Genomic DNA, 23,797 nt, shown 5'->3' with positions numbered 1-23,797 from the left:
AGACTTTTATTTTTTTTATGGACACTTCGGGGCAACATAATAGCAATTATTCTATACAAAAGCTTTTCTTTCAAATCCATATGGTACAGGTCCTAAGTGGCAATTTGCTCCATCAAAGTTTCCTCCATAAGGGCAAATTCCCCTGTTGGGTCCATTTGGAAAAGATAGGGAGTATTACCCATTATTTCAAATTATTGCTTATACTAAAATAAGCTGCTATGGACACCAACTCGATCAGCAGATTTTAATTGTAAAATAACTTAACTTTAAATATGTCTTGCTTTATTTTAGTTTTATGATTTTTAAAATTGATTTCCAAATTTATCAAAATTTAAAATTGGATTTTAACTACTTCCGATAAATCTAATATACGTACTCCATTAGTATCATCTAGCAAGACCGGTCACTTGATGATCAGATGTGAATATTTATCTAAACAAATAACTGACTCCGAATTTAAATATATGGCTTTTTGCAAAGTCATCAAGTAATTTCCCTGTAACTGGGTCAAAAAATTTCACACAATAAATATTTCTAAGTCCATAATTGAAACTGCCGTTTATTTCAAAATTATACCATTGAATTCGAATTCCAGTATTTAAGCCAATGTCGTATTTAGTGTATCCTGATACTTGATCATTTGGAGCATCTTTATAATAAATAAATTTTTGCTTGAATATTAAATGATCAAATTGCATTCCTGCTTGAATAGCTATAAATCTGATTATGTAATAGTTAACGCTCAATGGAAAGGAAACATAATTATCATTAAAATTATTATTTAACTCTGCCAATAGTATTATCATATTTTCTATTCGAAAATTCAAATCCCAGCAAAATGGAAGATTTTTTGCATATAGGTTTTTCATAGGCAAAGCCAAGATTAAATCCAGTTCCAGAAATAAATGCAGCATTTAGCTCAGGAAGGTTGAATCTGTCAAGCTTATAATTATTCAGTGAAAAATTTAACAAAACAGTATTTGATTGAGCAAATAATATGTTTTTATTCAATAGAAAATATAAAATGAGTATGGTGCAGAACAGTATGTTTTTTTTCATCTCATTGTGAATTTGTAACTTAATGAAAACTGCATGGCATGGGTCTTATACAGTCGCCGCTCTTTGGGAACACTGGGATCTATATTTATAACATTACCTTTCTCTCTTAAAAGAAAAAGTGGTTCTAAAAGTCGAGCTCCAAAATACAGATTATTCAATAAATGGATTTGAATGCCTACTGTATAATCAATTTCAAAGTTTTTAAATGGCTTCATAAAAAGATATTTCGAATATACTAAATACTGAAAACTTACCCCGGCCTCAAACTGAATATCCCGATCCTTTAATGGCTTATAAGTGATTTGTAGTGGAATGCCAATAAACCCATAGAAATCCTCATTGTATTTGTTAAAGGAGGTATGAGATGAAGCCCTTTTATCAAAGTTTAATCCGTATTTGAAGCCTAAATATTTTTTTGAGAAAATATTTTCTTCAACACAAATTCCAAAATGATATCGTAAAGAATAATAAGGTCTTTCCGGCGAAGCAAAAAAATGTTTTTCACCGTTTATTATTTCTTGAACATTGGTTATACTGGGGCCTCCGTATACAAATAAAGTTCTTGTTTTTTGACCAAATAAATTAATTGACCAAAGGAGCAAGCCGAAAATTAAAATTGTTTTTATCGTTGGTGTAGAATCCATTCTATTTATTTTTTAATATTAAGGACATTTTGGAGCTACATAATAGCAATTGTTGTAAACGAAGGCCTTGCCTTCATATCCTGATGGAACAGGCCCCAAGTAACAATTGGCACCATCAAAAGAGCCTCCATAAGGACAAATTCCTCCGTTAGGTCCATTAGGATAAGATTTGTAATAATACCCATTATTCCAAATAAACGGCAATTTAGAGCAGAATGTGGAAAAACAATTGGCCTTATCCCATGAATATCCGGATGGACAAATATTACAGAAACAGGGGTTATTTTCTTTAAAACATTCAAGAGCAGGACTCGCTTCTGGCGCTTGGTTGAATTCTTCAAATATGGTAGTTGTAAATTTAATTTTATAAGGACACACCATGTCTTTTGGAGTAAAGTTAAATGGTCCAACTTCTTCGGATATAAAAGTGGTTAGGGCTCCGGTGACTTTGCAAGCCTTTACGCTACCTTTTACCACAAAACCCGACTGGTCATGTTCAACTTTTGACACATAGTTAATAAACCAATCACATTCTAAATTGAAAGTTAGATGCTTCTTTACGCAACTCCAAATACCTAAATCATCTTTTTTATCTAATTCCAATTTATTCAATCTAAATTCTATTTTAGGAGTTGAATATGTTAAGTTTGAGCCTGGTGGTTTCCTATTGGATGTCATTTCAATCCATTCCAGTTCAACTTTTAATCTTCTTCTGTTACTTGGTCCAAAGTAATGAGTACTTGATAAATTTTTTGAGCAACAATTAATGTCACATGAAATTCTTGAAGTGAGAACTGGGTCTATAATAAATGCAGTATCACCCTCGTAATTCACCGTGTCAGAGGGGTAACCTGGAGTAGTTCTGATTTGCGTGAGTTTATTCCAATCTCCGTCAAAAATCGTAATTCTGATTCCTTCAGATTCTGCTTCAATCTGATCTCCTATCATAAAATTACCATCCATATTTCTGTAACCCGAGTAGGTCATGAACTTTGGAGATATACTTAATTCATCTTCATTTATCCAGTGGTATCGAATTGTATTTCCGGAAGAACTGAGTAAACCATTTATTTCACTTATGGATTGGTTGTCTATACAGTTATATTGATCCATAAAATCCTGATATGCCTTTTCTGAGGTTAGCACAGGCAGTGAATTGTACCAGGATTCGATTTCAATGGCAGTGGCATTATTTAAAAATATTTCAGTCTTATTGAATTCCTCATGGTTTGTAAAACGGATGCAATTATTTACAATGGTATAAGTCCCTGGTTGGAAGGACCCCGTTACTGCGGTATTGCTTTGCGTACTATTCCAGCAACTTGTGTTCAAACTTAAAGTTAGTGGTGTTTTTGGTTCACTCATTTCGCTTAATTCATTCTTGCATTGTGTGGTGAATAGTATCATTAATGCAGTGATTAAAGATTTTCCTAGAGTCGGAATGAAAGCATTTGTTGGAGTAAAAAATTGTTTTGTTAATTTTAGTTCAATAATTTTGATAAAAATACTAATTGTTCTCATAAATTTTATTTTTTTGTTATTTAGGGTTTAATAATATAGACTTTTTTTAAAGCGAATCTGACTTCTTAATAGAAGTACACGTAGAGCTCACAAAATCTGAAGTTCGTTTTTTAAATTAGATCCTTCATGTGCGTAATAATTTTAGGGTTTAATCAATTAGGGTTTTAAAAACATGTTCTTTTTTCGATCTTCCTGCATGTTACAGAAGTAGATAATATTCCTGATCTGATCTTGCTTAGCAAAATATTATTTCAAATATTTTCGGTCGGGGTTTACCATAGTATAAATTCAATATGGTAATACCCCTAAGACATTACAGGATATCCACTCCGCCCATAAGCAGAAATGATTGATAATTAGAAAAATGCAAATTAAGGTGTTGTGTGAACTGACAGGTTATTTTTTTACATAAGTCTCATTTTAGTTTAGAAAAGGGCGTGTTCGAATTCAAAGCACTAAAATAAATGGGTTCATTTTATTTTCCAAATATTTTTTAATTTATTTTTTGAAATTTATTTATTTGGGATTTGGCGGGAAGCTCTGATACGGATCATATGTAACTTAGCGGGTGGATCTACATTTACGATGATGCAGGGTCTGGTTTTGTGTATTTCTGATCCAACAGCTGGATCAAATATAAGAAGACAAATTTCCCCTCGTTTCTTAAAAGTTTTCCATTTCTAAATCAGTTAGAGCTGTTAAATCTTCATCATGATGATAGTCCTCAATCATTGCTGCTGTTGCCCTCTCTAATTTCTCCTCATCAGACTCTTGAAATGTTTTAACAATCAATTCAAAAAATTTCAACCTATATTCTATTGAAAGGGCCATAATGCTGGAAATAATTTCAACAATTAGTTGATCGTATCTTAATGGGGTGGACCTGTGGATTAGGATGTTGGGGTCAGATTTTCTCCCCTTTTTTTACTTTAATTTATATCCCGAACAGTTCTTATAGACAATTTATGATAGGACTAAACAGCCATTTAGAAAAATATGTCAGAAGCGCTTATTCGATCATGCGCTTAACACTTTAATTAGTTAGTAAAAGTTTCTTTTTATTTATTTCAACGCTAAAGTTTACTTTCGCATGCAATGCCTTAAAAACTTTCAGTACGGTTTCAAATCGGGCATCCGTAGCTGAGTTTTCAATTTTGGATATTTGTGCTTTTTGCACGCCCACAAGTTCTCCCAATTGTTCTTGAGTTAAGTTTTTCGCTAACCTAGCTTGTTTTATTGCTTGTCCCAATAAGTCCATTCTTAATTCTTGTTCAAATTGATCACGTCTAGAAGTACCTTTTTTACCAATGTATTGATTGGTTAATTCATCTAAGCTATATGTTTTCATGATTTTTTTGTTTTAAAATATTCACTTCGGATTTTTCTGCTCTTTCTAGTTCTTTAAGCGGTGTTTTGTTTGATTTTTTTATAATTCCATGAGTTGCGATCACCACTTTATTTTCTGATTTATCCCAAAATGCAAATAACCTATAAGCCAGCTTGTTATAGTTTGTTCTAAATTCCCAAATTTCACCGTTGAGTTTCTTAAATAGCTCATCGTCAATCATATTTCGTGACTTCCAGATGTTATAAATTATTTTATCCCTTGGTTTATCTTCTAAATGATCAAGAAACTCCTTTGCCTCCTGAAGAAATTTGATTGTAAATCTAGGTTTTACATCCATTTAAGACAAAGATATAAGTTTCCTAAACAAGAAACAATTATGTAGTCATTTTTTTTTTAATAATCGAGTATAAAGGATGCGGTTTGTATCCGAAAATCGCCAAAACAGGGGTAAAAGTCCGGGGAAAAAGGCAAAGAGAAATAAAAATTGGTGTGGTAAACCAATGGCGGGAATAGAAAATATGGATCCAATAAGTTGATCGTATCTTAGGGGGATGGACCAGGGGGTTAGGATGTTGGGGTCAGATTATATTCATCTTTTCATTTTCAATTTCATCCGGGAAGTTTTTTATGGACAAGCTATTTCAGGATGAGAGACCTTTATTTTACTCAATATTTTTATTTAGTTCATCAAACTTTAATTTCATGGTTGGATTCCCGTGCGTTAATTTTTTGATGGTTAAGTCTTCCGCTTTATCATTTGCCAGACGGAGATTATTTTCAGAAGACAGCAAGGCGTCTTTCGTTTTCTGGAGGTGAATAATAGTTTTATCTATTTCATCAATGGCCTCCTTAAATTTACGACTTGCCAATTCATAATTCCTTGCAAAACCTTCTTTAAATGCATTCATTTTGTCTTCAAAATGAGTAATGTCAATATTTTGGTTTTTTACCAAGGCAAGTTCTGCCTTATACTTTAATGAGGTCATGGCAGCATTCCGAAGGAGGGTAATAATGGGAATAAAAAATTGAGGTCGTACCACATACATTTTGGGATATTTATGAGAAACATCGACAATACCGGAGTTATAGAGTTCGCTTTCTGATTCTAAAAGTGAAACCAGTACAGCATATTCGCATTTTTTTTCAGTACGGTCTTTGTCCAGTTCTTTTAAAAAATCTTCATTTCTTTTTTTAGTAGCGGTTTCGTCTCCCTCATTTTTCATTTCGAACATGATGGAAATGATTTCATTACCGGTCTCATCCGTTTCTCGGTAGATAAAATCACCCTTACTGCCGGACCTGGAATCGTTGTCTTTTTCGAAATAGGCCTTCGGGAAGGCTGTTGCACGAAGTTTGTTAAATTCAGTTTCACAATGTTGTTCAAGTGTTTCGCCTATCATTTTGGTAGATAGTTTTAGCTTCATGTCTTTTCTAAGAGCAATTTCTTCGTCCTTCAACTTGATGATGTCTTCCTTTGTCCTGAGTTCAGCATTAAATTTTTCGATAAGTGATTTTTCGAGTAATTGCTTTTCTGTTTCCTTATTTTTCAGATTATTGGCCAGTTCGTCTCTTTCTTTTTCAATTTTTTGGATAGCTTCCGTTACTGTGAGTTTTTTCTCAATTTCTGCATGCTGAATTTTTGATCTCATTTCAGCAATTTCGGCTTCTTTCATGGATAGCTGCAAAGAAAGTTCACGCTCATTCTGGGCTCTTAGCTCTAAAATTACCTTATCTTTTTTGGCAAGGTCTTCTTGTAAAATATTCTTAAGATTGGCTTCGGCCAGTTTGACAGCATTTTCTTTATCTCTTTCGGCAAGTAATAATCGCTTTTGTAATTCTTCATCGAATTGATGATCTCTCACTTGTTTGAGTATATCCGCAAATCCCGCCTCATCCACTTTAAAAACCTTTTTACAATTTGGGCAAATAATATCATTCATAAATTTTCGGTTTATTTATTTATCTATAATAGTGAAAAACGTTTTGCAACTAAAAGAAGTTGTCGATTTTGGACGAAAAAAGTCTTCAAGCAACATAATAGATATAAAGGACAATGCTTCATTTAACAGTGGATCCATCAACTCCATGCAAGCTTGATAAAGGTTCGTGATTTAACATGCTTGGAATTCTTTAACCCGAAAATTGGACAAAAATTTATTTGATTATTTATCCCCAACATATTTGCCGTCTGCATAAATGGTAATTCGTTTTGGTTTTTGTTTCTCAAGGTGTAAATAATTTTCAAACTCTATTTTATCCAGCTCTAAATAATTGGTTAATGGCTTGATGTCAAAATTTATATAATAATCATACTGATGTTCTCCACCATTTTTGAATATCACAAAAATGAATTCTGCTTTATCATTGTCAATCCAGCCCATCATGTTCACATAAACAAGTGATTTTCTTTCAGCCCCCATTTTTTGTCCGATTTCCGGGTCTATAAGTCGGATTTGAGTTTTTTCAATTGTCTCCGGTAAATCTATGTCAGGAAAGTCATCAGGTTGACCATAAACATGCTTTATAAAATACAATGTGTCAAATGTGGTCTTATCTTTTTTATAAGCTGCTTTAATAAATTCAGCAATGGCTTGGGTGTAATAATTTTTCAGTTTATCAATCTGCTGGTTCAAACTATCTGTTACAGCAGAGTTTGTTGGTTGACTTGCAGGTGAAGAACTGTCGTCAATGGATTTGTCAGTCAGTGACTTTTCGCCTTTATGGTTTAGGCAAGCAGTCGATCCAAGGAAAATGGTCCAAATTAAAACTGGTATTAAGAATTTATGCCTGTTCATTTTCTCCACGGTTTGTTAATGTTAGAAAGGTAATTAAAGTCTGACTGCAAACTTACTTGAGGGGTGTGATGGAGGTGTGTTTGAGCACTAAACTTCAACAGGAGAACTGAATATCCACCTTGTACAAAAGTGTCAGTGAAGGACAGCCTATCCTTAACTTGTTTCGGGAGAACCGCCGCTGTCGCAAACCCCTTGTTGCCGGCTGTACTTCTTATGTTCGTAGAACCCAAATTGTTTTGGAGCTTATGGATCATGTCAGCTTGTTTCAATCACTTTTTTAAGTCTTGCATAGTCAGCCTTCAAGGATTTATTTATTACTCCGGCCAATAGGAATAAGAATACATTGCCCATAAACCCTCGTGCTGTCAATGTTTCGTTGAAAGTTGCTTGAGTCCCATTGTTCTCTGCTTGATATTCGGACGCATCATGGGCAAAAAACAAATTTGTCGTTACCTCTAAAGTTAGTTTCTTTCCATAAATAAGTTCTGCCACTTTAAATTCTTCTACTGCGGTGTTGGGTCCTTGTTTTCGTGTGAAACTTCCGGTGGAGTTCAAAGTCAGTTTGTCCCCCGAATAGTTAACGGCAATAACTCCTGTTGAGAATTTTTTCCAGTTCTGTGGATGTAGTAGAAAGTCCATAACCTGTTCAGGCGATTTCTCAATGTAAATTTGATTTGTAAAAGTCTTTTGCATAGTTGTCCAAAGTTATTAATTATTTTTTGGTTACAGGCTAAGATGTCACGGGTCGTTTAGCATTGAGTATAACATCAGCTTGTGAATATACCATTTTTTATATTCAAAATTTTATAAAATGCATGGTATCATCTCATGTAATGCAGTTTAAAGTGTTATAAGTGTAGCATTTTTTTGAGTCCGCAAAAGTAGACTGTCCACCAATAGCTTCTTCGACATTTGCTCCAATAGAAGTTCCACTGCGTAGCATTTGTTTTGATAGTACAAATTCTTTCTTTTCACTAATCAAAAAATTATAGGCTTTTATTATTCTAATAGCAAAGGCAAAACTTTTTTCTTGTATGATGCTATTCGTTTTCATTTCGTAATTCGTAATTTCTATTTCGTAATTCCTAATTCGTAATCCGTAATTTCTAATTCGTAATTCATAATTTCTAATTCGTAATTCGTAATTTCTAATTCCTAATTCGTAATTTCTAATTCGTAATTCGTAATTTCTAATTCGTAATCCGTAATTTCTAATTCGTAATCCGTAATTTCTAATTCGTAATTCATAATTTCTAATTCGTAATTCGTAATTTCTAATTCGTAATTTCTAATTCGTAATTCGTAATTTCTAATTCGTAATCCGTAATTTCTAATTCGTAATTCGTAATTCGTAATTCGTAATTCCTAATTCCTAATTCCTAATTCCTAATTCGTAATTTCTAATTCGTAATTGTTTTCACTCCCCAAACCTCCCCAATTTTTGTTTTTATTTTTTGCTCAAATATTTCTATTAAGCGTTTGTTGGCATTTACCAATTGCATTTCTTCCTCAATCGTTTTTACAATTTCCGTTTGTTCAAATACATCAGGAACTGGAATTGGAAATTGTCTTAAAGTTGTTAGCCCAATAAATTGTTGTGCTCCACCGCTTGACATTAAACTAATGTATTCTTGTGCTGTTGTCGATTTCAGATAATACAACAAATAAGAATGATTTATTTTTCCGAGTGGTTTAATTAATCCAACATTTTTAATGCTGAATTCTCGATTGTCATCAATTACGCAACTCATTCCTCTGTTTGCACCAATCATTGAAATAATAATATCCCCAAACTCAACATTTGAACGCTTGATTATTTTTTGGTGGTCTTCTCTTGCAATGAATTGAATATCATCAAATGAAAGTCCTTCTTTGGTAATGTTCTTTTGAGTTATAAATGGGATACCGTTTTCTAAAACATACTTTGGTGATTCGTGGGTTCCATCTCTAACGTCGCACAATTGCCCCAACTCCACCATTTCCCAATCAGGGTTGATAGTTATGGTAGGTTTGTAGTTGTTGACTACTTGTTTGGCTCCGTCTATTATTTTTTGGTAGCCTTCTATTTCGGCTACTATTTGTTGTTGGATTTCTATCGGGGGGAGGGGGATTTCAAGTTGTTTCAAAGTGCCAACTGCAATAAAATTAAAAGTAGTTTGACCACTTAATCTTATTAATTCACTTTTGAAAGTTGAGCTTAAAATAAACAGAAATTCAGGTAGAAGTTTGTTTTCAAATTCTTCTTTGATAACTAAACCGTTAAATTGTTGATTACAGGTTAGCGGAATTTCTGTAAAAGCAAATTCACCAACAGAGGCCGTACAACAAAGTAGAACTGTTTTAATCGGGAGTAATTTAATATTTGTCTTTACAAGGGCTTTTTCAGTTACTAATTGTCTTGTGTATTTAATTCTACGGCCTTGTTCTCTAATATCATCAACAGTAAACCAAGGAATGTTTCCGTTGTCCCAATATTCATTATTACTTCTTAAGGGTGTTGAACCATTGAAAATATTACATACTTCGCCAAGAGTTACAACTTCATATTTTGTTAGTTTAATTTCATTTACAAAATACCTTTCTGCACTTAATACAACATCTTTATTTCCTAAAACAGTTTCTTTCTCAACCAAAGTGGCAATTGTCTGAATCACGGATTTTCGCTGATTGTTGGATTCCTCGGATTTTAATGGTACCGTTTTTTGAATTTCTGCTAATAAATCTGCTGAATCAGTTAATCCGTAAAATCCGTGATTCAGACGTTTTTTGTATTCTTCTAATATTAGCAACGCCACAGGCAAATCGTTTTTATCAATCTCTCTGCGTTGTGCGCCTAAATCAAATCCATCGTTTTCAATTTTTAAAAACAAAATGTGTTGGCTTTTTTTCGCCAAGCGTTTATCCAAAATCAATACCGAAGTTTTCACTCCGCTGTAGGGTTGAAAAACTCCTGCTGGCAAACTAATTACGGATATCAAACTATCCTGTACCAACATTTTCCGCAATTGCTTGTAAGCGGTTTGGCTGGTGGCTACAATTCCGTTTGGAACTACAATGCCTGCTCGTCCGTTGCTGTTTAAGTGTTCAGCAATGTAATCGGTAAACAATACTTCTGCTTTGTTGGCTTGTACGCCAAATTTTTTGTGTGGACGTATGCCTCCCTTTGGTGTCATAAAGGGTGGATTCGCTAAGATCACATCAAAGGTTTCTTGCCATCGATCTTCGCTGCTCAATGTATCATACTCATGTATGAGGGGTGTAGCGAATCCGTGTAAATACATATTCGCTAAACTCAAGCGTACCATATCAGGGCTAATGTCGTAACCCACAAAATTGGTAGCCAGTTTTTTTCTATCCTCTGGCTTTAGTTTGTCGCCTTGGCGTTTGTCGGTGTTTTGGTTGAGTATGTGTTTGTATGCACTCAATAAGAAACCAGCAGTACCGCAAGCTGGGTCAAGCACGGTTTCGTTTTTCTGTGGGTTTACACATGCTGTTACAAAATCAATTATGTGTCGGGGCGTTCTAAACTGCCCTGCATCTCCTTGGCTTCCCATTACACTCAACAAGTATTCAAAAGCATCACCCAACTTTTCGCTATGGCTGTACTCAAACTCGTTGATGTATTTTAAAAACAGTTTTAAGGTGCTTGGGTCACGGTAAGGCAAATAAGCATTTTTAAAAATGTTGCGGAACAGTTCTGGAATATTGGGATTGGTATTGAGCTTTTCCAATGCTTCACTGTACAATGACAGCATATCTTGTCCGCTCAACGATGGGTCAAATAATTTACGCCAACCGTATTTGGCATAATCGCCTGTAAAGAATTTTGCTTTGCCTTTAAATTTCTCCACGGCTTCTTTATCCATATCGTCCATGAACTTATAGATAAGCGCCAGTGTAATTTGCTCAATTTGGCTTTTCGGGTCGGGCACTTTACCTACCAATACATCGCGGCAATCGTCAATATTTTTCTTTGTGGTAGCGTCTAGCATTTCGTTATTTTTGTCTGGATTAGGATTTTTAGGATAATATTGTCAGAATCGCGGATTTTACGGATTATTGGATTTCACGGATTATTTTTTTTCTTATTTTAGAGAGAGTATGAGTCGTTTAAATTCTAGACTTTTGGAACCAAAATTAATCAGTAATCCAATTTCTAACCGATAGGCTTTTAAATAGTTTAGCGCTTGGGCCAAATGCACATCTTCTAGCTTAGTGAGTGCTTTAAGTTCCACAAGTACCTTGCCTTCCACGACGAAATCTGCCCTTCTAGTTCCTATAGGTTCTTCAAGTTCTTTATAAAAAATATCTTGTTCAATTTCTCTTGCAAATTCAAGTCCGGATTTTCTCATTTCATAAGCCAATGCCCGCTGATAAATAACTTCTTGAAATCCATTACCAAGAAATTTGTGAACCTCAAACGAAGCTCCAATTATTTTTTCTGTAATCTCTTTATGTTGCAATTTATCCATAATCTGCGTAATCTTTAAATCAGTTTAATCCGTGATTCAGACGAATTTTTGCAACGGCACATACGTTTTAACATAGTAGGGTAGTTTGCTTTTCATGTCATCAGGTACGCGGTTAAAGTCTTCAACATTAAAAGCCGGGTTGTGATAGAGTTCCGTAAAATCTTGTTGGTCTATAATTTGTCTGACACTTGGGTCAGTGATGTAAGCGTAAAAGAAATAGCGCAATCCCTGTAAATCTTGAATGTCTGCAACATTGTTGGTGCTGATGAACTTGTCAAATTCATCGCTGAGCAAATCGTCTTTGCCTTTTATTTGGTTACCGAAAAACATCAACTCCAAAAGTTCTCTCCAGGAAATCTTTCGATCTATTTGCAGCGATTTTCTCAGTTTTTCCAGCGTGTAAAATTCAGAGGGTTTGTTTTCGTATTTTTCTTTTAGAATTGCTTCAGCACTGTCAAAATTTCCTTCGTCTACCAATTGTACAATTTCGGAATCTTGCTTCACCGTTTCATCAAAAGTTTGAAAAAACATTCGGTCCACTTTCATGCCTTTCAAGTCAACTTGCTGTTCGTTCCAGGAAGTGATTCTGTCATCTTCTTTGTACTCGTAGCCGTCTCGTTTTGGTTTAATGGTTTGGTCGTCCACTACAGGTAGAGGATCTCCCTTATCAGCATTTACAGGTAGTTTCAATACCTGGTCGTATTGATATTTTTCTTCAAAATATTCGCAGGTGGCAAAGAAGTCAAAAATTTTAAAAGCAGCTTTGTCGATGGAAATGATTTCATCTTCTCCAAGATCGTTCTTGAATTTGTGTTCAAACTTGTGGATGCGGGTACCCCTTCCTTTAATCTGAATAAATTCTGTGGGCGAAAAAATCGGGCGCATCAGACCAAGGTTTAAAATATTGGGACAATCCCATCCTGTGGTCATCATTCCAACGGTTACGCAGACTCTGGCTTTGCTTGTTTTGTAGGATTCCAGCATTTCGTTGGCTTTTGCAAAATGGCTAAAGCCCAATAATTTGTCATTGCTGAAATCAACCGTCATTTGCTGGCTGTTCTGCACATTGGAAGTTACCTGAACGGCAAAGTCGCTTTGATACTTTCCTGGAAATAATTGGTGAGCATATTCATTGAGCAGCTGGGCCAATTTAGCTGCGTGATTTTGTGAAACAACAAAGACCAAACTTTTTCCAAACTCACCGCTGATAGGGTCTTTAAGTCCGTTTTCAATAAATGTTTTGCAAAAGACGCGGTTGGTTTCTTCGCTGAAAAACTTCCGTTCGAAATGATTCTGCTTATATTTTACTTCTTCTAAAATGTCTTCTTGTTCACTGCTGGCAACCGTTACCATGATACCATAGCCTTGCTCCGATAACAGTTTGGTGGTTACATCTGTTCTTGCATCTACCACAATCGGCTGACGTAAATATCCGTCTCTTGCACCGTCTAAAAGCGTATAGCGATAAGTTGGGACACCACTTTCACAACCGAAGGTGGTGTAAGTGTCCAGCAACATTCTACGTTCCAATTCTCTGGGGTCGTCAAAATTATCGGTGTCCAAATGTTTTAAATAATCTTTTGGAGTAGCGGTCAAACCTAATTTGTAACCCAGGAAATATTCAAACAACGCTCTGCTGTTTCCACCACCCAACAGTCGGTGGGATTCATCTGATATAATTAAATCAAAGTCGGTCGGAGAAAACAGCGATTTGTATTTGTTGTTGACCATAAGTGATTGAATGGTCGTAACGACAATCTCCGCTTTTCGCCAATCGTTCTTTTTCTCTTTGTAAACAACTGTGGTAAGGTCGTTTTTCAAATAGTTGGTGAAATCTTTTCTTACCTGTTCTTCCAATTCCAAGCGGTCTACCAAAAATAAAATACGTCTTGCGTTTCCCGTTCTGTAAAAGAGTTTGATGAGGGCGGCGGCGGTCAAAGTTTTTCCGGTTCCTGTGGCCATTTCCAGCAAGAATCTTTTTTTACCTTGGCTTACCCATTGCTGAACGGCTTTAATGGCCTCCACTTGGTAGTAGCGAAGAAAACGAAGTTTCAGGTTGAAAATTAAATCTTTCTTTTTCTGTTCGCCAGCCTGTGCATCAGCCCCGGCAGGTAAATCTTGAAACTCCGGTATTTGTTTGTAGTTAGGAAGTTGCGTGAGTACGACATAGTCGTCCTTTACTTCTTCGTTAACCAAATTACTTGGGTCGGGATTAAATTGATAATACTGTTTGATGGATTCCAAAGTGGGAAACACTTGAATTTGTTCAGGGTTTCCGGTTTCGGTATTCCATAAATAGTGGAGGGTGCCGTTTGAGAGAATGATGAATTTAACCTTTTGAGATTTGGCATAACTTCTCGCTTGTTCCTTCCCTACAAGCGGGTTCAAACTTTCCTTTTTTGCTTCTAAAACAATGATCGGGTTTTGGTTTTCGTCGACCAGTAAAAAGTCAATGTAGCCATTTTTGGAATTTTCGAAGTCTTCACCTAAATCGTCCATCCTGATGGAAGATTCAAGTTTGATGGTCGCCTTACCTTTGTCTGTATCAAAGAAGCTCCACCCGGATTCCTCCAGTAGTTTATTGATCTTAATTCTTGCCTTAGCTTCCTTTTCTGCCATCTATTCCGGTTCAATTTTCGGTCGGCTAAGATACGATTTTTCGGGTTTTAAACGGTCATTATAGTTCTCTGGTTGATGGGAGAATTGGCTCTTTTGCAAGCTTTGGTTTGTGTGTTGGCACAATTTAACTTTTTTAGGTGCAGTGGGGGAAAAATAAAAGACATAGCGTTGGTCTGCAAGTAGGTTAAGATGCTGTCCTTTTGTAGTATCTGTTCTATGTCTTTTGTCACCTATAAAAATGGTTTGTTTTTGTTTTAATGTTTTAATTTTAGGTTAGGCGTTTGTCTTTTGAACAGTCGTACTAATATCGACTATAACGTCCAAGTAATGACGCAGTAGCCGCTTGGTACAGAGTAATTTTTTATAACCCACTGAGTTTGACGGCTATTAACGATCAGTACAATGTTAATCATAGTTTTCAATGTGATTGTTGAGGTTGTCAAAATTAAGTTGTAGGAGTGATAATCACATTGCTAGAATTTCTAATCAAGGAAATTATTTACTATAATAGACACTAGAGTTAGATTGGCAAAAATAGCATCTAAGTATTCAATTTCTTTTGATGAGTTAAAAAAAAATGGGTAGATTTACTATATTCTGCAGTAGATGTAGTTTTTTTTTAACACTCATATGTTTGCTAACGTTACTTCATCTTTAAATACACTAAAACCTCAGCGTTATAAGCAAAAGGAGTACCAACAAGGGCTAAATCAAAACCATATTTAAGGTGACCATCGGCTTCTTCTTCAAACACCTTAAATTGTATGTCGGTAATAATATAATCGCCACTATCACCTGTAGTAACTGTATCCCCGATTTTAAACTTAAAATTAGAAGGAGACATTGTAGCTTTAAGTTGATTGTATTCTTGAACAGACATAGTCGCTCTTGGATTATCTTCTAAGAAAATCGGAAGCTTTGCTTTAATGTTTGTATCTGCTGGATTCATAATTTTTAAATTTTATTATATTAAAAAGTTAATTAATTACATAATATACTTAAAGAAACATTATTTTTCTTTTACTTATTTTTGGCTTCTATACGGAGTTCTATTTGGTCTATTTTTTTGCCTAATGCTTCCACTTTATTCGATTGTTTTTTGTTGTAAATAATGGCAAAGACAGAAACTGATACTGCAATAAATGGAACTATAACTTTCAGAGGTTGGAACCAATGTTCCCATAGTTCAAACCAACCTTGTTTTAGATATTTTTTTTCAAGATAAGCGTAACGACCCTTTTCTTTGATGAACATTTTATGTTGACCATCGGTTTCACAGCAGTCTATCTCATCGTCCTTTTTTAAGATTTCATGATAGCGGTGAATTTTTTCGATGGGAATATTTAATTTAGTATGCAAATCTATAGAGCCGAATCGTTTGTTGAAATCTGTTTTAGATAATTTCTCTTGTTCATTAAATAAATACTCAAGAAGCTTGTGTCTAATTTTAAAGGACTCTTCTACTTTAAATTTCATATTTAGTATAATTTTATGGTTTAATTGTCATTATCGTTTTTGCAATTAGACTTAGGAGGACTTTCGGAGCTTCTTGTGTCTACATTTACAAATGTTTAAATAAAGATGCAAATGTGTTTATTCCCTTGTCCGCCCGCTTACGTTTATTTGCTGTTAGGTGCAGTAGTTTAGTCTAAAAGTCGCTGAAAGTATTTTAAAGCATTTTGTCGCCAATCTTTTTCTTGTCCATTTGAAATTTTTATAAAGATATTGTCATATGCCTTTTTAAAATCGTCCCAGAATAAGTAAGGATTAATTACAATGGTACCTTGATCTTCATTTAGTGTCCAGGCCTTTGGTTCACCATGATGAATAAACACACCGCGAGCCTGATAACCGTGATTAAAAGTATTTCTTTGGTATTTATGAATTACGTCAGAATATTTGTTTAGGTATTTTTTACTGCCTTTGCCGTGAAGTTTCTCAAAAGCGTCTTTGAAGGTCTTGGAAGGATTATACGAAAGACTTTTGTCAATTTGATAATAAACCGGTGTAACTATATTTTTTGAATGCTCATTTGATTTATCTGCTTTAATTTTTTCGACGTCACAAATGACATGTCCAATGGTTTCTATAGCGAGAAAAGTCATGGCTAAAAGTGGAAAAGGACTCCAAATATTTGGATGTCCGTTCTCGTCACGTAGAGAAACTTTGTCTATTTGGCTTATAAGAAATGTATCAAGACGTAATTTCAAGTACTTAATCTTTGATTCGTCGTCTTTAATTTGTCGAACCTCACCATATGTTATTCCTGTTTTGTCGGGTCGGGGACCAAACATTGTTTGTTCTGGTATAGGCATTTACTTTAGAGTTGAGGATTAATTCTATTTGGTTGTTCGTTTATTTTGATAAGCTACATTATATTCAGTAATTACTTTCAAGATTTCTTTATAACATGCGTTATAGGATTTTAAAATTTCAATGTCTAAATGCGCGTACCTTTTTTCCTGTACGGGAGTTTCAATATACTCGAGAATATAATCGAACGATGGAGAATTAAAGCAAAGTCGTCCGTGAGTATATTTATTTCTGTCGAGGATAAAGCTATTAAAGGCTTTACTAAATGACTTGAGTTTTTTTGTCGAATTGAATTCAGAAAAACCCTGATAAATCTTTGATGAACGAACATCGTTCATAAACCATTGCTTAAGAGCCATTAAGTCCATTTTCATAAGTCCAACTCTTTCGTCTTCAGAATTTGGAATTATTCGGCTTAAAACTATTCTATGAATTCTCTCTTTAATGTCTTCAGCATTATCAACACATGATTTCATTAGCGCTTGCATTCCGCCGAAAACTCTGAGCTGTTCTTCAGTGGGGCGATTGGGAAAACCTACAGTCGGATTATTCGGGCCCATTTGTCCCATGGAAAGAGTCGTGATACTCTTTGTCATTGTTACACCATGAATTGGGTCGGTGAAGTCAAAAGACCCTTGAGTACTTAACATAATTGAAAGGGGGGGGAGGTTTATTTTTCGAGGGCTTAATATCTTCATTGTTGTCGTCTAATTATTGTTCAACGTTTTGACGCTTGGCGCAGTGGCGGATTTCGGAGCACAAAACTGTCAATACACCACAAAAGCTGATGCGAGGTAGAATGTTCAATTAACCACTTCACACGCCATTGAGCCAAACGCCTGTTACATGCTGCCCTTCTGTTTTTCGTGATTTGTTTAATTAAATTGTCGCTGTTATTAGAGTCTTGCTTCATGGAATTTCATTAAGTCATTAAATTTCTTCCAAAACTTTCTGCTTTGTCTTTTAACAAAATTGTCTCCATTTATTGATTTCATTGAGTCATTCGCTTTGTTAATGTAGCTCAAATAATTACCCCAATAGTATTCGTTTGTTTTTTCGTAAACTGTCCTATCACCCTTTGACGGTCTATAAATAAGTTTTCTTTTTGCCCCTCTGTGAGTAAAACGTTTGTAAAGTCTTGACTTGAATAAACTCTTGTCAGGATTTTTACTGTGAATAGCCAACGAAGTTGATTTTTTGAATGTGCTTTTCATTGACCTATAAAATTTTGAAAATCCTGAAGTTTTTATCAAAACTCTTTGTCCGTCAAACGAGAATCCCAAATACTCAAGTGTCTTATTGAAATTTGGTGTTCTGGTATTTTCATCTATCTCATATCCTGTAAATCTTCCTTTTACTTCCTCGAATCGAAAAACCTTTGTCTTACTTGGTTCAATTTTCAAATCAACAAGGGTTTCAATTTTATCTCTGATTAATTTTATTATTTCATTTTCATATTCTTGCTCGCAAATAATTATTAAATCATCGCTGTATCTTTGATAAAAACCACCAATTGAAGAAACTTTATCAAAGATTTCTTGGTCAAAATCTAGCATGTAGATATTTGCCAATGTTGCACTAATTGGGCTGCCTTGAGGGATTCCCATTGTATTGTTTTTTGAAATAACAAGATTCAGGTTGTTTTTTAGAAACTCCTTTTTATCGCAGTAATGACTTGCTCCTTTTTCTTTGAAATATTTACTGTTCTTTATATGCTTTCTTACATGTTCGGTTTTATTTGAAGAATTCGGGATTCCCTTTTTTACAATCATTGTGTTGCCGTAACTTTCAAACAACTGGTCGCCTTTAATGTACTTTATATTTGTTAGAGCCTTAAAGACATTATAGTGGTCTAGAGGTAGGGTGGTTTCTTTCAAAACCTTAGTCCATTGCTTTTTTAAGATTTTATGATTCAGACTTGGGAAAAAATCGGTAACGTCTGAAACAATAGTAGTAAGCTTATTTGTATTGTTCTTTTGGATAAATTCATATGTAGTTTTAGCAAAATCAATATTGCATTTATTTTTCTTTGAACCCTTTGAAATTGGAATTTTGCGGTATGCAACTACTGATTCATTAAAATTAAGATTCTCGAGAAACTTCTCATAAGCATTCGCTAAGATTTCATTGTATTTAGATAGAATTAATGAGTCTAGGTGAGAAGCAAAGAAAATATGGCGGTCTTTTGGTTTGGCAAGTTTCCTTTTTCTTTTACCACTTGGGTTTCTTTCTTGAACTTCTTTGTCTGCTCTAAATCTTCTTTTTAGGATTACTTTATGTATTAACGGCAGAAAACTATGTATTCTAACCTTTTCAGGATTATCAAGATACTCCTTTACCCAATTATAATCCTTAATTGTAATTGGTAAACCTATATGAGGATACTTCTTTGTTTTAAACCACGTTTCTAATTCCATTTTATCAAATTTAAAATGAGGGGGCAGATACTATAAAATAGTATGTAGCAGGTTAAAAATGCACATGCTCTGTCGAAGCTTTGACCCTCTTTGGAGGGAGGCAACGCTACTCAATTCAGGTATAGAAATTGCTATCTTTGTCTGTAAATTCATAAACACAATAAATATGCTTAGAAAATTCATCCGCAGACCCAACTTCAGGGCTTCAACAGTTGTTACGCTGTTGATAACTCTTTCCTCATTAATTCCTTTGCAGGAAAATTTGGAAATTGGTATTGTCCTTCCCAGCTAGCGTATGTCCTAGACGTGGTACCATTTAGCAAAACGTATCATTCCGACCCTCTGCCCCCAAAATCATTGTTGTTATTTCATTTAGTTTTATTTAGTTTTTAATTTATTCTTAGCAGTCTCTGTATGTTAGGGTTGCTTGTAACTCGTATATACACGAAACTCTATTTCGTATAGCCTCCCCATTTTAGCATGATTGGCGCAACTTTATTTCGGTTATTTTTCATTTTCCATTTGTGTTTTTTAAAAGATAATCAAAAGCAGCATCTCATTTTTCCATTCAGTTTCATTCAGACAAAAACTTTATTTTTAATTCTTCCGAATTTTAGAACCACCCAGAGTATGTATAGTGTAATCCATATGCTATGTAGAGGCTCCTCATTTTCCATAGGTCCATTTATCTTTTTGAGATAAATGACAGGTCAATATAATGAGTAAATTGCGTTTTTGTATCCTGAATATTTAGATAAATATTTTTTCTATGTTTATTGAATTGTTCTACAACAGCATGCATAAATGGACGTACATTCAAAATGAAATCGAATTACTATAATTCTAGTTAGGAGGCTGCTTTATAGATTGACCAAAGGGCCACCTATGTCGGTTGACGGGCAGTCTTATGTCCCTTAAAATGTTAAAAAATATCTCATCTACGAAATGTTACGTATTTGCCTTACTTTTAGCCTCTAATTTCAAAAAATATACGCACATGCTTAGATCCATTTTGTACAGTTTGATTCTGTTTGCTTGTTGTTCGGTAAGCCTCCTCGCTCAGAAAAAGGAAGAGGTGAAACCCGTGGACCCTATGAATTCAGGGGCTTTCTCCGGGATTGCCTTCCGGTCCATAGGCCCTGCGGTCACCTCCGGTCGGATATCTGATTTTGCGGTCAACCCTAAAAATCACAGCGAGTATTATGTAGCGTCTTCCTCCGGCGGCGTGTGGAAAACAACCAACAAAGGATTGACTTTTAGTCCGATTTTTGATGGGGAGGGTTCTTATTCCATCGGCTGTGTCAGTCTGGATCCCAACAACGCCTCTACCGTATGGGTAGGCACCGGTGAAAACAACAATCAGCGATCCGTCGCCTACGGTGACGGTGTGTATAAAAGTGAGGATGGCGGAAAATCCTGGAAGAATATGGGCCTCAAAAATTCTGAACACATCGCAGAAATTGTAGTAGATCCTACCGATGCGAATATAGTATATGTTGCCGCCTATGGTCCTGTATGGAGTGAAGGAGGAGATCGGGGTGTGTACAAGTCTACCGACGGTGGCAATACCTGGACCTGTGTTAAATCAGTCAGTGCTTATACTGGTTGTAATGATCTGGTCATGGATCCGAGAAATCCAAAAATTCTCTACGCCGCCTTCCACCAGCGCATGAGAAAAGTCTTTACCTACATAGGCGGAGGGCCTGAATCGGCCATCTATAAATCTACGGATGGGGGAGCGAACTGGAAAAAACTGGAAGGTGGACTTCCTTCAGGAGATGTGGGAAGAATGGGCCTCGCCATCAGTCCTGTAAATCCGGATGTCCTGTACACCGTTGTAGAAGCCAAGGATGACAAAGGTGGTATTTATCGCTCTTCGGACAAGGGTTCCAGTTGGGAGAAAAGAAATCCTTTTTTCACTTCCGGAAATTATTATCAGGAGATCGTGTGCGACCCCATAGACGTCAATAAAATTTACATCACCGATACTTATTACAAAGTTTCTACCGATGGTGGAAAATCTGTTTCCAATCTAGGAGAAATCAACAAACACATAGACAACCATTGCATTTGGGTAGACCCTACGAATGGCAATCACTTGTTGGTGGGTTGCGATGGAGGTGTGTATGAGACCTACGACCAGGCGCGCAGCTGGGAATTTAAATCCAATCTTCCGGTGACGCAATTTTACAAAGTATCCACAGACAATGATCTGCCCTTCTATCATGTGCATGGCGGTACGCAGGACAACCTAAGTCTCGGCGGACCGAGCAGATCTACCTCTGCCAACGGTATTACAAATGCGGACTGGTATGTGACCTCCACCGGCGATGGTTTTGAAACGCAGGTGGATCCTAAAGATCCTAACATCGTCTATGCGCAATCTCAATATGGTGGCCTTGTGCGCTACGATCGCAAGAATGGAGAATATCTGTCCATCAAACCTGTGGAAGGCGAAGGAGAAGCTCCTTACCGCTGGAACTGGGATGCACCTTTGTTCATCAGTCAACATTCCAATACAAGATTGTATTTTGGTGCCAATAAATTATTTCGTACCGATGACCGCGGAGAATCCTGGCAGGTGATCAGTCCTGATTTGAGTCGTCAGATCGACCGGAATAAAATAGAAGTCATGGGCAAGGTTTGGTCGGTCGATGCCATCGCGAAAAATGGAAGTACGGATATCTACGGCCAGTTGACCAGCATCGCGGAATCAAAACTGAACCCTGAAATGATATGGGTGGGAACTGACGATGGTCTCATCCAACTCACCACAGACGGTGGAAAAAACTGGACAAAATTTGACAATTTACCGGGCGTGCCTGCGCAATCTTATGTGCATCAGATCATCGCCTCCCTGCATGATAAAAACACCGCTTATGTTTGTTTCAATCATCATCGTTACGGAGACTTCAAACCTTATGTTTTAAAAACCACCGACGCAGGAAAAACATGGAAGTCCATTCAAAGCAATCTACCTGCAAGGGGTTCTGTGTACTCCATTGCAGAAGATCATGTAGATCCTAATTTACTTTTTGTGGGCACAGAGTTCGGATGTTTTTTTTCCAACAACGGTGCTGCGACCTGGATACAATTAAAATCAGGATTGCCTACGGTTGCAGTAAGGGATATTGAATTGCAGCGACGTGAGAACGATGTGGTGTTGGGAACTTTCGGTCGTGGATTTTACATCCTCGATGATTATTCTTGTCTGCGCAATGTCAAGAAAGAAGATTTCAACAAGGAAGCAGTCATCTATCCAATTAAAGATGGATTGCTGTATGTAGAAAGATTGCCGCTGGGTCTTCGCGACAAAGGGCACATGGGATCTTCTTATTTCAGCACACCGAATCCAAAACCGGGCGTTGTCTTTACTTATTATGTCAAAGACGACATCAAGACTTTGAAAGAACTTCGCAAAGAAGCAGAAAAAGCCAAATCAGATAAAGGAGAAAAAATATATTATCCTACGTTAGACAGTTTGCGTGCAGAAGACGAACAGCAAGATCCATATTTATTATTCACCATTATGGATCAAAGTGGAAATGTAGTCAGGCATTTAAAAACTGCTGCAAAAAAAGGATTGAAGAGAATCAGTTGGGATGGCCGGACTGCCACACCGGCGCCGGTTGTAGGTCGTTATGTTCCGGCACCAGATCAATTGTTTGGAGAAGAAGAAGTAGGACACTTGGTGATGCCGGGAACGTACAAACTCCTGCTTCAAAAATACGTCGATGGTGTGTTGACGCCAATCGCAGGTCCTGTTGATTTCAAATTAAATTTATTGAATCAGGGATCACTGCCTTCCAAAGACATGAAAGACAACATTGCTTTCTGTCAGAAAGTAGCAGACCTGCGCAAAGCAACCAGCGCTGCAGGCGATATTTTTAATGAAATGAATTCCAGGATCGCACATGCAAAATCTGCCATGCTCGACATGCCCGCCTCCCCAAAAAATTTATTGGAAAAGGCAACCGCCATCCAGAAAAAATTGAATGCCATCAATCTTACTTTCAATGGCGACGCCACCAGAGCAAAGCGTGAATTTGAAACAGCTACCACGGTCAATGACCGGGTAGGAATTTTGGAATATACCGTCTGGAACATTACCTCTTCCATTCCTAAAAGCTGCAAAACAAATTACGACATCGCATCGCGACAATTCAGCAAAGTACTGGAAGAAATGAAAATGGTAGACGCACAGATCAGCGAGTTGGAAAAAGAACTCGAAATGAACAAGGCGCCGTATACGCCGGGAAGATGGCCGAAATAATGTGCTAATGAGTTAATTAGCTAATTAGCAAATGTGACTGAACGATCTCTGCTGTAAGCAGAGTATCGTGCGACAGCGAAGAGAATTAGAGAATTAGAAAATGTGGAAATTAGAGAATGATTGAATGTGAGAATATGAAAATGAGTTAATGAGCTAATGTGTGACTGAACGATTCAAAAAAAAACTGACCTACAGTAAATTGATCAAGTCCTATTGAATCCCCCCTCTCTTTTAAGAGAGGGGTTGGGGGGTGAGTTGAATGCGTCCCGCTGAGCCTTCCCAAAACTCTCCTGTCATTGAATCCCCCCTCTCTTTTAAGAGAGGGGTTGGGGTGAG

At 36.2% G+C, this 23,797-nt stretch carries 21 protein-coding genes; 1 reads left to right on the top strand and 20 read right to left on the bottom strand.

The window, feature by feature from the left end; genetic code table 11:
• Window positions 1-428: 428 nt before the first annotated feature.
• From IPJ83_16605 to IPJ83_16510, 20 genes are all read right to left on the bottom strand, one after another.
• Window positions 429-806, bottom strand: coding sequence for an outer membrane beta-barrel protein (locus IPJ83_16605; GenBank protein MBK7882155.1), 378 nt, complete (start codon window positions 804-806; stop codon window positions 429-431).
• Complete coding sequence (locus IPJ83_16600) at window positions 778-1,059, bottom strand: hypothetical protein (GenBank protein ID MBK7882154.1); 282 nt, start codon at window positions 1,057-1,059, stop codon at window positions 778-780. Before IPJ83_16600 ends, IPJ83_16605 begins: the two co-directional genes overlap by 29 nt.
• Entirely contained in the window at window positions 1,056-1,703 is a 648-nt protein-coding gene (locus IPJ83_16595) for a hypothetical protein (protein ID MBK7882153.1), read from the bottom strand. Before IPJ83_16595 ends, IPJ83_16600 begins: the two co-directional genes overlap by 4 nt.
• An 18-nt stretch (window positions 1,704-1,721) precedes the next feature.
• A complete protein-coding gene (locus IPJ83_16590; protein ID MBK7882152.1) occupies window positions 1,722-3,224 on the bottom strand; it encodes a hypothetical protein in 1,503 nt (500 codons plus the stop codon).
• Between the two features lie 512 nt (window positions 3,225-3,736).
• A complete protein-coding gene (locus tag IPJ83_16585) occupies window positions 3,737-3,874 on the bottom strand; it encodes a hypothetical protein (GenBank protein MBK7882151.1) in 138 nt (45 codons plus the stop codon).
• A gap of 13 nt (window positions 3,875-3,887) precedes the next feature.
• On the bottom strand, window positions 3,888-4,055 hold the full coding sequence (locus tag IPJ83_16580; protein MBK7882150.1) for a hypothetical protein: 168 nt from the start codon (window positions 4,053-4,055) through the stop codon (window positions 3,888-3,890).
• Window positions 4,056-4,257: 202 nt separating this feature from the next.
• Window positions 4,258-4,572, bottom strand: a complete 315-nt coding sequence (locus tag IPJ83_16575; protein ID MBK7882149.1) for a helix-turn-helix transcriptional regulator — start codon at window positions 4,570-4,572, stop codon at window positions 4,258-4,260.
• Entirely contained in the window at window positions 4,559-4,909 is a 351-nt protein-coding gene (locus tag IPJ83_16570) for a type II toxin-antitoxin system RelE/ParE family toxin (protein MBK7882148.1), read from the bottom strand. Before IPJ83_16570 ends, IPJ83_16575 begins: the two co-directional genes overlap by 14 nt.
• A gap of 325 nt (window positions 4,910-5,234) precedes the next feature.
• On the bottom strand, window positions 5,235-6,512 hold the full coding sequence (locus tag IPJ83_16565; protein MBK7882147.1) for a DUF2130 domain-containing protein: 1,278 nt from the start codon (window positions 6,510-6,512) through the stop codon (window positions 5,235-5,237).
• Window positions 6,513-6,734: 222 nt separating this feature from the next.
• Window positions 6,735-7,367: a hypothetical protein gene (locus tag IPJ83_16560; protein ID MBK7882146.1), complete on the bottom strand. Its 633-nt coding sequence runs from the start codon at window positions 7,365-7,367 to the stop codon at window positions 6,735-6,737.
• Window positions 7,368-7,622: 255 nt separating this feature from the next.
• Complete coding sequence (locus IPJ83_16555) at window positions 7,623-8,060, bottom strand: SRPBCC family protein (protein MBK7882145.1); 438 nt, start codon at window positions 8,058-8,060, stop codon at window positions 7,623-7,625.
• Between the two features lie 133 nt (window positions 8,061-8,193).
• Window positions 8,194-8,421 (bottom strand): four helix bundle protein, encoded by a 228-nt coding sequence (locus IPJ83_16550; GenBank protein MBK7882144.1) that lies wholly within the window; start codon window positions 8,419-8,421, stop codon window positions 8,194-8,196.
• A gap of 346 nt (window positions 8,422-8,767) precedes the next feature.
• On the bottom strand, window positions 8,768-11,359 hold the full coding sequence (locus IPJ83_16545; GenBank protein ID MBK7882143.1) for an N-6 DNA methylase: 2,592 nt from the start codon (window positions 11,357-11,359) through the stop codon (window positions 8,768-8,770).
• Between the two features lie 93 nt (window positions 11,360-11,452).
• On the bottom strand, window positions 11,453-11,839 hold the full coding sequence (locus tag IPJ83_16540) for a GxxExxY protein (GenBank protein ID MBK7882142.1): 387 nt from the start codon (window positions 11,837-11,839) through the stop codon (window positions 11,453-11,455).
• Between the two features lie 36 nt (window positions 11,840-11,875).
• Window positions 11,876-14,458: a DEAD/DEAH box helicase family protein gene (locus tag IPJ83_16535; GenBank protein MBK7882141.1), complete on the bottom strand. Its 2,583-nt coding sequence runs from the start codon at window positions 14,456-14,458 to the stop codon at window positions 11,876-11,878.
• Between the two features lie 643 nt (window positions 14,459-15,101).
• Window positions 15,102-15,407: a hypothetical protein gene (locus tag IPJ83_16530; protein ID MBK7882140.1), complete on the bottom strand. Its 306-nt coding sequence runs from the start codon at window positions 15,405-15,407 to the stop codon at window positions 15,102-15,104.
• A 71-nt stretch (window positions 15,408-15,478) separates the two neighbouring features.
• Window positions 15,479-15,934 carry a hypothetical protein gene (locus tag IPJ83_16525; GenBank protein MBK7882139.1) on the bottom strand — a complete coding sequence of 152 codons (456 nt, stop codon included), beginning with the start codon at window positions 15,932-15,934 and terminating at the stop codon, window positions 15,479-15,481.
• A 167-nt stretch (window positions 15,935-16,101) separates the two neighbouring features.
• Window positions 16,102-16,773, bottom strand: a complete 672-nt coding sequence (locus tag IPJ83_16520) for a hypothetical protein (protein ID MBK7882138.1) — start codon at window positions 16,771-16,773, stop codon at window positions 16,102-16,104.
• Window positions 16,774-16,797: 24 nt separating this feature from the next.
• Complete coding sequence (locus IPJ83_16515; protein ID MBK7882137.1) at window positions 16,798-17,469, bottom strand: hypothetical protein; 672 nt, start codon at window positions 17,467-17,469, stop codon at window positions 16,798-16,800.
• Between the two features lie 198 nt (window positions 17,470-17,667).
• Window positions 17,668-19,188: a hypothetical protein gene (locus IPJ83_16510; protein MBK7882136.1), complete on the bottom strand. Its 1,521-nt coding sequence runs from the start codon at window positions 19,186-19,188 to the stop codon at window positions 17,668-17,670.
• Window positions 19,189-20,185: 997 nt separating this feature from the next.
• Here IPJ83_16510 and IPJ83_16505 point away from each other — a divergent pair.
• The gene (locus IPJ83_16505) at window positions 20,186-23,461 is read left to right on the top strand and encodes a glycosyl hydrolase (GenBank protein MBK7882135.1); all 3,276 of its coding nucleotides are present in this window, start codon (window positions 20,186-20,188) and stop codon (window positions 23,459-23,461) included.
• Window positions 23,462-23,797: the final 336 nt, after the last annotated feature.

Source organism: Candidatus Vicinibacter proximus, assembly GCA_016713905.1.
GTDB lineage: Bacteria > Bacteroidota > Bacteroidia > Chitinophagales > Saprospiraceae > Vicinibacter > Vicinibacter proximus.
The sequence above is the reverse complement of the archived record's forward strand: the minus strand, read 5'-3'. Positions and strand labels throughout refer to the sequence as shown.